Here is a 12,405-nt window from a genome sequence, read left to right as displayed (position 1 = left end):
TATTCCATTTTTCTTCATTTTCTTTTAGAATAAGTAATGTTTTCCTGAAAAAATATAAGAGAAACGTCTATTAGAGAAAAAGGTGACTTTAATAGTTGAACGAACATAACACCTAGAATGACAGATGGGGTGGTACAAATAGAAAAGAAGTTAGGATTTTTTCCGTTAATCGCATTAGTAGTTGGAACGATGGTTGGTGGCGGTGTTTTTAGTTTACCGCATGATTTAGCAGTAGGAGCAAATAGTGGTGCAACGATAATTGGTTGGTGTATTACAGCAATGGGAATGATTCCACTTGCGCTCGTATATCAAACGTTAGCAAGACAAAAACCGGAGCTTGAGGGCGGAATTTATAGTTATGCACGAGCTGGATTCGGTGAATATATTGGTTTTAACAGTGCTTGGGGATACTGGCTAGCAGGGATTTTAGGGAATGTTGCAACAATTATGTTACTGTTTAGTACATTAGGTTACTTCTTCCCAATTTTTAAAGGCGGAAATAATGTTGCGTCAATCGTAGGTGCATCACTTTTATTATGGACATTGCATTTTCTAATTTTATTTGGAATTCGTGAAGCTTCCATTATGAATGTTATCGCAACGATTGGGAAATTAGTTCCGATTTTATTATTTATTGTCGTGATGGTAACAGCGTTTCGCTGGGATACATTTACACATGACTTTTGGGGCGAAGGAACTATCTCAGTTTCCTCTGTACTAGGTCAAGTGAAAAATACAATGCTTGTAACCCTTTGGGTGTTCATTGGGGTTGAAGGAGCAGTTGTATTATCAGGAAGAGCTAAAAATAGTAGAGACGTTGGAAAAGCGACAGTACTTGGACTTATTTTAGTAATGTCTATTTATATTTTAATTTCTGTTCTGTCAATGGGAGCCATGACAAGAAAAGAACTTTCAGTATTAGAGACTCCTTCAATGGGACATGTATTAGAACATGTTGTTGGGCCATGGGGTGCAATGGCAATTAATATTGGATTAGTTGCGTCACTTGTAGGTACATTAATTGGCTGGTTTTTACTTGTTTCTGAAATTTCTCACGTAGCAGGAAAAGACGGCGTGTTTCCGAAAGTCTTTACGAAAACAAATAAGAAACAAACGCCGCATATGGCATTGTGGATTTCAAATATCGTTGCCCAAACTATATTTATAATCGTTCTGTTTTCACAATCGACATATCAAATTATGTATTTTATTGCGTCAACATCTATATTACTGCCGTACTTATTATCAGCGCTATTTCAATTGAAATTAGTCATCACGAAAGAGTTGAAAGTTGCGAGAGTAAAAAATGGATTGTTAGCATTAATTGCTTCCCTATACTCTGTATGGTTAATTTATGCAGCTGGTTTAAAGAATTTATTGCTTGTTTCAATCGTATATGGTATTGGGATTCTCGTGTATATGTTTGCAAGAAAAGAAAAAGGGAATCGTTGTTTTGCAGGCAAAGAGCGATATGTGATGTGGGCAATTGTTATTGCAGCTATTACATCACTTTATATGTTACTGACAGGAACTATAAAAATGTAAAAGTCCTTTTAATTTAAAGGGCTTTTTTCCTTGTCTAGAGAATATTTAATACATAAGATATTCAGGAGGGATGAAAATGGAAGAAAAAGAACAGTTGTCTAGAATTATGGATTTAGCTAGTGATTTAAGGAAAGTATTAGTACAAGAATCTTTTTTTAATCATCATCCTGAACTTCGAGGCGTGATTGAAAATTTAGCGAGTTCTGTAGAGAATTTGGCGAGTTTGCAGCAAAATAAAGATGAAAATGCCGAAGATCGATTACGGTACGTACTTGCTAAAATGAAAATCGCTCATAATGCCATTTTACAAGAAAAAAAAGCATTTCCTTCTCATTAATATACGTTTTAATTTTGAACCTGACGGATGACGTCAGGTTTTTTATTTCTAGTTTTAGATTGTAGTTCATACAATAAGAATAGTATGAAAAAAAGAAGGTGACTACGTTGAAATTACATAAAGCTCTTCATCCAAGTTTTATAAAGCGAATGTATTATATGAGGTTTATTGGGAAGTTTGCAAAAGCTGAGGGAGAGAAGAATGGAGAAAATTTCTTTGTACAATGTCTTTCTTCAATACCTTTAACTTTACAAGAGTTATTTCCGACTGGAAAATATTTGTTTGAAGGATTATGCAGTAATAAAAAGAATGAAAAAATCTTTACTGATTTAAAGAAGCATAAATTAGAAAAGCAACTGGTTATGTTTCGTCTTTATTATGATCGTGGAAATTTATTTCTGGAATTAATATGCACAGAAGAGCCTCGGGAAATAGCATCTTCATATAAAGTGATTCCTTCACCAAAGGTCTCAAATTATAAAAAGAGAGCGTCTTTGGAACGGAAGTTAAGCAACGGTTATTTATCATTTCTTATGCCTAAATTACCAAAAGACTTTGAGCCTCCAGAATTATTGTGGCATGAAGGAAGGCTATATGGAAATTTATCGTTAAAATCATCAATAAGTTCAATTTCATATTTTGAGCAAAGAAAAGAATGCAAATATATTGAAATAAACGATTGGATGAAACATGTAGAAATAGCAGTAGATGATCATTTATATTTTGTAAGTGAAAATGTGTATGACCAACTAAATAAACGAATTGCTGAAGAAGGTAAGTTAGTTGAAGTAGAAGATATTAAAATGCAAAAGGATGACTGGGAATGGGATGAGCGTGAATCCTCTTTTTTGCAGTATGTACAAAGTATGGTTCGTAATAAAGGGTTATATTTGGATGATACAGATATATATAATTTTCACATTAGTATTAAAACCAATATGTTAACAATTGTTGGTGGTATACCAGGTGTTGGGAAATCACGCTTTGTGCAAGCTTATGCAGAATCACTTGGTTTACGTTATGGGGAAGAATTAATTTGGATTCCGATTTCACCATCGTATCAAGAACCACATGATATTCTCGGTTACCTTCATCCGAATGGTAATTTTATTGAAAGTGAAACGAAGTTAGTTCGGACATTGTTAAAGGCTAAAGAAAATCCAAATCAATTGTATATAATTGTGTTCGATGAAATGAACATGTCACATATTGAGCATTGGTTTACTCCGTTTCTATCCGTTCTTCAACTTGAAAAGAAAAATCGTATTTTGAGTTTGTATGAGAAAGTACAAGAAATAGAAAATCAAATTCCACCTTCAGTGGAAATTGGTGAGAATATTATTTTCGTAGGCACTGTAAATTTTGATGAAACGACGAAAGAGCTTTCCGATCGATTATTAGATCGAACAAATTTGATTACATTACAAAAAATTCCGTTTTGCGAGATGAGTATAGAACATGAGAAAGTTGTTCAGCAACCTCCGCTGAAAGTAACAACGGGAGAATTTCGACTCAATTGGTTTAGGAATAAAGAGATGATCGAAGTGTATACTGAAGAGGAATTAGAGTTATTGGATAAGTTACATGATGTATTATCATCACACGATATATCAAAAGGAATTTCTTTCCGATGTGCAAGCGCAATCGCTACGTATTTGCAAAATATACCGTTCCAAAATAATCAGTCTTATATGATTAGCAGGGAAGAAGGTTTTGATTTGCAAATAAAGCAGCGTGTATTAACGAAATTAAGGGGGACAGAAATGACAGTGGGCCCTCTACTTTCTGAAGAAGCAAAAAGGGGAGCGACATTGATACCACTTTTACAGTCTCCGCTTGCAAATCGTGTATCTACATTTGAACATTCTTTAGCTTATATAAGACAAAAGCGTAGAGAACTGGAGCTGTATGGCTATGCAAAATGAGGAGCGTTATGAAACAGCAATCGTCGATACGAAAGAAACGCTCCCGTTTGTATTGAAGCTAATTATTGGTACTGAGGGGAAAGGCGATTTTATCCTTTTAAACCGGCTTTGTACGTCTACTACAGCATTAGTTCAATGTATTTATAAAGTACAGGAATTAAAACCACTGAAATTACATTTCCATTATCAAAATCCAATGGACATTACATTCATATGGAATAAAGTATATGAGGGACAAAAGAATATAAAAGAGTCACAATATGAATTAAATGAAAAAAAACAAAGAGTATTAGTGTATGAACATGGAAAAACTGAATTTTTTTATCCGTGGCGCTGTGGCTTATACCATTTTGAAGTGCGTATAGAAGATAAAACTTATTATGGTGCGTTTCAAGTGGTTCCTAAAAACTTTTTTGATGACCAATTTGAAATGATTCAAGATTATGTGAAGTCAATTTTAAACGAGTTAATTTTAGATAGAGGTTATTACAAGAAAACTTTCTCAGCACTTAGCGATATTGAAGATTCTTCTTATTTGGTATTGTTAAGAAAGTTGCCACAAAAAATGAAAAGAATAAAACAAATTTTTAAAAAAGTAGAATCGAATGCGGAATTTGTACACGAATATGAATGGGAAACGAAAGCGCGGAAGACAACGAGAAAAACTGCCATTATGACAGAAAGAAAGCTTTATGCGAAATATTACAACCGTAAATTTAAGGAGCAAAAAAATAGTATTGAAAATGCATTTCTTAAATTTAAAACGATGCAATTCTATTATTATTTACTTGAAGCAGAAATTTTTGTACGTAAAACTATTGAAATACTAGAAGGAGAAAAGAAGAAAAAGTCAGATGAATTTCAAGCTGTTAAAACAATTATGAAAACGATTGAACGAAATGGATCCGTGACGGATAGGGAAAAACAAAAATATAGAAATCTACATTTACTGAAAGAAGCAGATTTACGGAAAAGTTCTGTGAAAATACAAGAATATAAAATATTAGCTCATATCGTATATGAAAGTGTGCAATACTTTCGAAATTTATTGTATTCTCCATTTTGGAGGGAAGTTTCTGAAACAGCTACCATTAATTCGAACACTTTATCTATACCGCATCAACAATTAATCCACCATTTAGAATTGTTACCGCAACATACGGAGCAACCCCCATCTTTATTATTCGTATATAAACCAACGTTTTTAGTGTATGAGTATTACGCTTTTTTTATCGTTATTTCTATATTAGAACAAATCGGATTTGAAGATAAGAATCCTATTCGTGAACAAATACAAGAACATTTTTATTTAGACGGATTACAAGATGGAACGACAGTGATTTTACATCGAGATGATATAAAAGTGCACGTCGCGTTTAATGATTTAATTGAAACACACCCTCTTATTGCACTAAGCAAAGGAAGTAATTTTTATAACGGAGAGGACACAAAGAAGCCGGATATTCGTTTAGATTGTTATGTAAAGGAAGAAGAGAAGTATGTATATAAATCTTCTATTATTATCGAAGTGAAATACAGCCCTATGTACAATATTTTTCAGCCTGTCGGTAATACGAAAGCAACGGAGCAAATGTATAAATACTGGTCTATTAAGTATGTAGAAGAACAGAATGGTAAACGAATTTTTAAGCGAAGAGCGATTTATGAAGTGATTTGTGTATATCCAGGTAGCCATATGCATAGTAAAAAAATTGAATCTGGATGTGGAGTGTTTTTACAACTATATCCATATAAAACGAAACAAGGAGAAGAGAAGTTGGCTGGGAAGCATGGGATGATTCAAATTTTTGAGAAATGGTTAAAAAGTAATAAAATGTAAAAGAAATCCTTTTTAATGAAGGATTTCTTTAGGTTAAGAAGAATTATATGCAGTACGGAAAGACACATTATACGGTTCGAACTTGATAGTGATTATCATTTTTTTATTAGAGTAATTGAATCTTGTTATGTTTGTAACAGTATGGGGAATTAAGGGGTTTTGCATGTGTATTAATGACTAATAAGTAGGAATTTAATTCATTTTGCAGAATATAATAAGACATAAATATTTTTAGTTGCATACGAAGATTTGTTCTTATATGATAGTAAGTGAAAGCGTTATCAAAAACAGAGCGGCGATGGGAAAGGCGCTTAAATATGTTCCAGCGTGTTCAAACAAAGGAAGAGCATTTTTGGTTCGAGCAACTGTGGGGAGATTTTTGTGAAGAAAGAAACTTAATGTTTGTAGAACGTAATTTAAATCCATCACGATTTTTATTAATAGAAGATGAACATCATATTGGTACAGTAGAATGTATTAAGTTTACAGTACCTGAACAATCAAATTCTGAGTTTTTCTATCCGTTTTCTAAAAATGATTTAGTGAAAGATTTGAAAAATGTGTATGAAATAGGAAAGTTAAGTATTGCGAAAACGTCTCGGGGGAGAGGACATTTCAAAAGGCTGGCAGCTATTTTATTTATGCATGCGTTAGAGACGAAAGCGGAATGGTATATTGCAGCAGTTACAAAAAGAATGTATATGTATTTACTTACACTCGGTTTTCCAATCGAACCGATAGATAGTCCATTCCAGTTTCATGATACTTTACAAGGTGTACCAGTGCGAATTCATGCTCGAAAAGGGGCTACACATCTGTATTCTTTGAAAGAATTCCGTGATATTATTCAAGGGAATGCTCATGCGCAGGCACTTATTGCAGAATACAGTAAAAATATTATGTTAACAAAATGAAAATATATGAATATGTATAGTATGAAGAAGAGTTACTTATTACGGGCATCTGTTTTCATACAAAAAGTAGACCCTTATTCTCAGAATAAGGGTCTAAAATATTATAGTCCAAATATACTAAAAATCATTTTACGACGCTTCGGTTTCTTTTCTCTTTCATATGTTGGTTTTGCATCAGGAGTAATGTATATTGGTTCTTCTTTTTTTAGGGCAGCTTCTAGTTTTTGAATTCGTTCTAACATTTCCTCTATTTCGCGGCGATGTTGTAAAAGTTGGTATGTAACGACATCATTTGCTTTATCTTGCATTTGTTCTTCCATTCGATCTAGTCTTCTCGTAATTGTGGTAAATTGAGCTGTTAATTGCTCAAAATCATTCGATGATGTGTTTTGAACAATTGTGTTTACTTGAGTTTTTAATTTTTCTACATCATTTGAAGATGGTTTTTGAGTAGTTTGAGAGTTTTGAGGCTGGTCCATTTGAGAGCGATGGTATTCTAACATTAGATCTAAATCACCTTGTGTGAAAATAAAATGACCATATTTATTTTTTTTAATCGTAAGATTTAATTGTTGTGCAATCCGGACAACAGCCTTTGGGCTAACACCTAATTTCTTTGCGATAAATGGTGTTTTATATTCCAAAATAATCCCTCCTATATATATCCTGTTGAATGATTTCTAGTTATGTAGCAAGTTCCCTTCAGGTGTGACAAAAGAAGTGTGGAATCGGCAAAGAAAGTGTTTTTTCACGAAGTTCAGCTGTTTAGCACATACTATTTATATAAATCATTTTTAGTTATCGGAAAATTGGGCTTATTATAGTTTGACGATAATAAGCTAATTAGATTATCATAATTATAAATATCTTTTTTATGTATGCATATAATATATAAAAAGGTGGTTACTAATGTAGAATTTTATTAGAGTATAAGAATGCTTACTTCACTTGAATAAATTTAAGTAGGAGGTGGCTTCCTTGCTTACACTGTAAGTAAGGAAAAGTATTTGGACATATATAGTATAAGTATAGTGATTGTTTTAATTGCCTTAACGGCATTTTTCGTTGCAGCAGAATTTGCAATTGTTAAAGTGAGGAGTTCACGAATTGACTATTTAATTGCAAAAGGAAATAATCGTGCAATATCTGTCAAAACAATCATTACAAACTTAGACGAATATTTATCAGCTTGTCAATTAGGAATAACTGTTACAGCTCTTGGGATTGGGTGGTCTGGTAAACCTGCGCTAAAGCACATGTTTGATGTGTTGTTTGCAAATTGGAACGTCCCTACTCAACTCGCAGACATTTTAGCTATAATTTTAGTATTTTTGTTTATCACATTTTTCCATGTGGTAGTAGGAGAGTTAGCTCCAAAAACATTTGCGATTCAAAAAGCAGAACAAGTGAGTTTCTTTGTTGCTAAGCCACTCATTTTGTTTTATCGTATTGCATTCCCATTCATTTGGATTTTAAATGGATCAGCTCGGTTAATTACAAAGTTTCTTGGGTTGAAACCACCAAAAGGGCATGATGAAGTGCATTCAGAAGAAGAATTGCGGTTGTTAGTTTCAGAAAGTTATAAAAATGGTGAGATTAATCAATCTGAATATAAGTATGTGAATAAAATATTTGAATTTGATGATCGTATTGCGAAAGAAATAATGGTACCACGAACAGAGATGAATATTTTAAATAAAGAAATGCCTGCTGAAGAGGCTTTACAAAAAATGTCTCATGAAAAATATACGAGGTATCCGGTTGTTGATGGTGATAAGGACCATGTAATAGGCTTTGTGAATTTTAAAGATATATTTACAGATTTTGTGAAGCACCGAGTTGTTAGTGAAAAGACAGTGGAGCAATATATTAGGCCAATTATTTTAGTTATTGAATCTATCCCGATTCATGATCTATTTTTAAAAATGCAAAGAGAAAGAACACATATCGCTATATTAATTGATGAATATGGTGGTACATCAGGTCTTGTAACCGTTGAAGATATTTTAGAAGAAATTGTAGGGGATATTCAAGATGAGTTCGATACTGATGAACAACCGGAAATCCAACAAGTTAGTGAGACGAAAACGATTTTAGAGGGAAAAGTACTTGTTAGTGAAGTGAACGCATTATTAGGTTTGACTATTGACGACGATGATGTCGATACGATTGGCGGTTGGATCCTAACAAAAAATATTGAGATTTCCGAGGGTGATACCATTGAGATTGAAAATTATAAATTTTGCGTAAAAAAATTAGATGGACACTATATTAAGAGATTAGAAGTAACGAAACCTTCAGAATCGATTGTTATTGTAGGAGATGAAAAAAAGATTTCGCTGCAAGAACAAATTAGTTCGTAAACTCTGCTTTGTAGCAGAGTTTTTTTGAGCAAAATGTTTTTTGATGTATTAGGGCTATGATACAATTACACAAGTCAGACCTTTCACTAGGTGAAATAAATGAAATGTATTATTGTATACATATATTCGGAAGGAGAACCACTATGAAAAAACATTTATATATAAATGGGGTATGGAAATCAGTAGAGACGTATAAACCATTGTATGCACCATATTCTGAAGAAACATTAGCGGAGATTGCGCAAGGTACAGAAGATGACGTTAAGGAAGCAATAGTTTCGGCCAAAAATGCAATGAAAGAAATGAAAAAATTATCCGCATACGACCGTGCAACTATTTTAGAAAAGGTTGCACAAAAAATGGATGAGAGAAGAGAAGAGTTTGCAGAGATTATCGCAAAAGAAGCTGCAAAACCAATTCGTGCTGCACGGGGAGAAGTAGATCGCACTGTTCAAACATATAAGTTTGCAGCTGAAGAAGCGAAGCGAATATATGGTGAGACGTTACCATTAGATGCTGCACCAGGAGCAGGTGGCCGTATAGCGTATACAATTCGACAACCAATCGGGGTTATTGGTGCTATTACACCGTTTAATTTTCCACTTAATTTAGTAGCACATAAGGTAGGCCCAGCAATTGCGGCTGGAAATACTATTGTGCTAAAGCCTGCCGACCAAACGCCACTTTCTTCGTATGCATTGGTAGAATTATTTGAAGAAGCTGGTTTACCAAAGGGAGCTTTCAATATAATTTCTGGACCTGGATCTGTTGTAGGTGAGGCATTAGTAAAAGATGAGAACGTTGCTAGTATTACTTTTACAGGAAGTCCGAAAGTAGGTATTGGAATTAAGGAAAAAGCCGGGTTGAAACGAGTGACGTTAGAATTAGGATCGAACGCTGCAGTAATTATTGATGAAGATGTTGAATTGACAGACGAAATAATTGAACGTGTAAAATGGGGCGCGTTTGTGAATAATGGACAAGTTTGTATTTCAGTACAACGTGTTTTTGTGCATGAACGCAAAATGGAAGAGTTTATTACAAAATTAACGAAAGCAATGGAAAACGTTGTAGTAGGAGACCCGCTTCATGAAGAAACAGATGTATCAGCACTTATTTCAAAAAAAGATGTAGAACGTATAAATTCATGGGTGGAAGAGGCAGTTAAGGAAGGAGCTAATGTTGTATACGGTGGTAACAAACGTGATGCAAGGATTTTTGAACCAACTGTATTAACAAATGTTCCAGATTATGTATCTGTTCAGTGCCAAGAAGTATTTGGTCCACTTATGACTGTAAATACATTTAAAGAATTTGATGAGGCTTTAGAACAAGTAAATAATTCACGTTATGGATTACAAGCAGGTGTATTTACAAACAATCTATGTAAGGCAATGCGTGCAATTGATGAATTAGAAGTCGGTGGTGTCATGATTAATGATATTCCAACGTTCAGAGTAGATCATATGCCTTATGGCGGTGTGAAAGAGAGTGGCACAGGCCGTGAAGGGATTAAATATGCAATAGAAGAAATGACAGAAATGAAATTAGTGTGTATTAAAAAATAAAGTAGATCGAGCTTAAACACCGCAATAAAAAACGAGCAGGAAATGTTTACGATTCCATACTCGTTTTTTATTGTTTGTTTTACGTTTCTCGGAACGATTTCATTTAATCAAGTGTACCTTTTACTTCATTTCTTGTTTGAAAATATCATCTTCGACATAAATATGTTCTTTATCTACAGCAATGCTATGAGAGAGTACTAAACCGATTGGTGTTTCAGTACCTTTATTTTGAACAATTGTAAAAGGAATATTTTTTTCAGTTGCTAATTTAATGTATTTTGATAAATGTGGGTAAGCAATGCTTCCATTTAGGAATAGTTGTAATGATTGAGAAGAACGTATGTTACCCGTTACTTCTGTATACACATTACTTTGCATTACTTGACCGATTGTTAAAGCGATTTCTACACGCTCACGTAATGTAGTTAAGTACATATTACGTTCTTCTGGTTTGTTTTGCTTTTGGCCATATATGCCTTCTTGGAGATAGTCTTCCACATTTTTATTTACCATATTTTTCACACCTTTCACTTCTTATTGTACGCAAGAATTAAAAAGGATGCAAAAAAAAAGTAGTTTTGAACAGGAAAATAATTTAAAAAATGAGAAGGGAAAGGGATATAGGAATACAACTTATTTAAATAAGAAAGGAAAAATAAATTTTATCAACAGAAATTAACAAAATGTGACAAAAATCTATTAACGAAATGTATTTTTTGTGTTAATATTCAAAATATAAAGGGTATTCGTCGTATGGAAATGGAGGAATGGAGGTTTTTCCAATCGATAAGGATATTAAAGAAGTATTTTGTTCGCACTTGAAAAACAACAGGCACCAATTCGTAGAGAACTGGAAAAACAAAATGATAATTTCCGAAAAAGATCCATTTAAACAAGAGGTAGTTCAAAATGGAGCGAATTTATTAGATTTAATTATCGAACTTATTATGGAAGATAAAGACATTAATTATCTTCAGCCATTATGTGAGAAAATTGCCAAGCGTGCAGGGGCAGATGCGAATATTGGAGATTTTGTTTACAATGCAAATGTGGGAAGAAATGAACTTTTTGAAGCGATGTGCGAATTGGATGTAAGTGCTCGTGAACTGAAACCGATTATGGCCAAAATACATACTTGTTTTGACAAATTAATTTATTATACCGTTTTAAAATACTCAGAAATTATATCGAGAAATTTAGAAGAAAAACAGCAATATATAAATGAAACACATAAAGAAAGGCTTACGATTCTAGGGCAAATGTCGGCTAGTTTTGTGCATGAATTTCGTAATCCGCTAACTTCGATTATGGGATTTGTAAAGTTATTGAAGACAGATCACCCTAATCTATCGTATTTAGATATTATTTCACATGAATTAGATCAATTAAATTTTAGGATTTCGCAATTTTTACTTGTATCGAAAAAAGAAATGTGGAATGAATCTGAACGTTTTTTGGTAAATGACTTATTTCAAGATATTATACAATTCTTATATCCAAGTTTAGTTAATGCAAATGTTTTGATTGAAAAGAATTTGCCGTATCCTATTCCACTCGTTGGTTACCGGAGTGAAGTGAAGCAAGTAGTTTTAAATATTTTAATGAATTCGATTGATGCTCTTGAATTGGTGAAAGAAGAGCGAAAAATTATCATTGATGTATTTGAAGAGGATCAGGCTGTTCGCATTGTTATAAAAAATAATGGACCTATGATTCCAGCAGACAATGTAGAGACTATTTTTGAGCCATTTGTAACTACTAAAAAGCTAGGAACTGGTATTGGACTATTTGTATGTAAACAAATTGTAGAAAAACATAAAGGATCCATATTGTGTCGTTCGGATAACGATTGGACAGAATTTCAAATTACGTTTCAAAAGTAAACAGTCTACACCATGCGAATGGTGTAGACT

At 33.3% G+C, this 12,405-nt stretch carries 10 protein-coding genes; 8 read left to right on the top strand and 2 right to left on the bottom strand.

Annotated features, from left to right (window positions below; genetic code table 11):
- Positions 1-117 precede the first annotated feature (117 nt).
- The 5 genes from BG05_RS20420 (at position 118) to BG05_RS20400 (ending at position 6,561) form a co-directional block, all read left to right on the top strand.
- Positions 118-1,545: a basic amino acid/polyamine antiporter gene (locus BG05_RS20420; RefSeq protein WP_002085826.1), complete on the top strand. Its 1,428-nt coding sequence runs from the start codon at positions 118-120 to the stop codon at positions 1,543-1,545.
- A 76-nt stretch (positions 1,546-1,621) separates the two neighbouring features.
- Positions 1,622-1,882, top strand: a complete 261-nt coding sequence (locus BG05_RS20415) for a hypothetical protein (RefSeq protein ID WP_002085825.1) — start codon at positions 1,622-1,624, stop codon at positions 1,880-1,882.
- A gap of 107 nt (positions 1,883-1,989) precedes the next feature.
- Positions 1,990-3,807 (top strand): AAA family ATPase, encoded by a 1,818-nt coding sequence (locus BG05_RS20410; RefSeq protein WP_002012669.1) that lies wholly within the window; start codon positions 1,990-1,992, stop codon positions 3,805-3,807.
- The gene (locus BG05_RS20405; RefSeq protein ID WP_002165879.1) at positions 3,797-5,647 is read left to right on the top strand and encodes a hypothetical protein; all 1,851 of its coding nucleotides are present in this window, start codon (positions 3,797-3,799) and stop codon (positions 5,645-5,647) included. Before BG05_RS20410 ends, BG05_RS20405 begins: the two co-directional genes overlap by 11 nt.
- A 317-nt stretch (positions 5,648-5,964) precedes the next feature.
- Positions 5,965-6,561: a hypothetical protein gene (locus BG05_RS20400; RefSeq protein WP_002085820.1), complete on the top strand. Its 597-nt coding sequence runs from the start codon at positions 5,965-5,967 to the stop codon at positions 6,559-6,561.
- Between the two features lie 101 nt (positions 6,562-6,662).
- Here the strand turns inward: BG05_RS20400 and racA are convergent, their stop codons facing one another.
- Complete coding sequence (gene racA / locus BG05_RS20395) at positions 6,663-7,205, bottom strand: chromosome-anchoring protein RacA (protein ID WP_002012665.1); 543 nt, start codon at positions 7,203-7,205, stop codon at positions 6,663-6,665.
- Positions 7,206-7,568: 363 nt separating this feature from the next.
- On the opposite strand from racA, the gene BG05_RS20390 reads away from it, so the two are divergent.
- Together BG05_RS20390 and BG05_RS20385 are read left to right on the top strand one after the other, a co-directional pair.
- Positions 7,569-8,924 (top strand): hemolysin family protein, encoded by a 1,356-nt coding sequence (locus tag BG05_RS20390; protein ID WP_002127238.1) that lies wholly within the window; start codon positions 7,569-7,571, stop codon positions 8,922-8,924.
- A 143-nt stretch (positions 8,925-9,067) separates the two neighbouring features.
- Positions 9,068-10,492 carry an aldehyde dehydrogenase family protein gene (locus tag BG05_RS20385; protein ID WP_002085816.1) on the top strand — a complete coding sequence of 475 codons (1,425 nt, stop codon included), beginning with the start codon at positions 9,068-9,070 and terminating at the stop codon, positions 10,490-10,492.
- 120 nt (positions 10,493-10,612) lie between these two features.
- Here BG05_RS20385 and BG05_RS20380 read toward each other — a convergent pair whose 3' ends face one another.
- Positions 10,613-11,005 carry a YueI family protein gene (locus tag BG05_RS20380; RefSeq protein WP_033733941.1) on the bottom strand — a complete coding sequence of 131 codons (393 nt, stop codon included), beginning with the start codon at positions 11,003-11,005 and terminating at the stop codon, positions 10,613-10,615.
- Positions 11,006-11,259: 254 nt separating this feature from the next.
- Here BG05_RS20380 and BG05_RS20375 point away from each other — a divergent pair, with 254 nt between their 5' ends.
- Entirely contained in the window at positions 11,260-12,375 is a 1,116-nt protein-coding gene (locus BG05_RS20375; protein ID WP_003189036.1) for a BA2291 family sporulation histidine kinase, read from the top strand.
- Positions 12,376-12,405: the final 30 nt, after the last annotated feature.

Origin of the sequence: Bacillus mycoides, assembly GCF_000832605.1 — a bacterium.
Classification (GTDB): Bacteria; Bacillota; Bacilli; order Bacillales; family Bacillaceae_G; genus Bacillus_A; species Bacillus_A mycoides.
The sequence above is the reverse complement of the archived record's forward strand: the minus strand, read 5'-3'. Positions and strand labels throughout refer to the sequence as shown.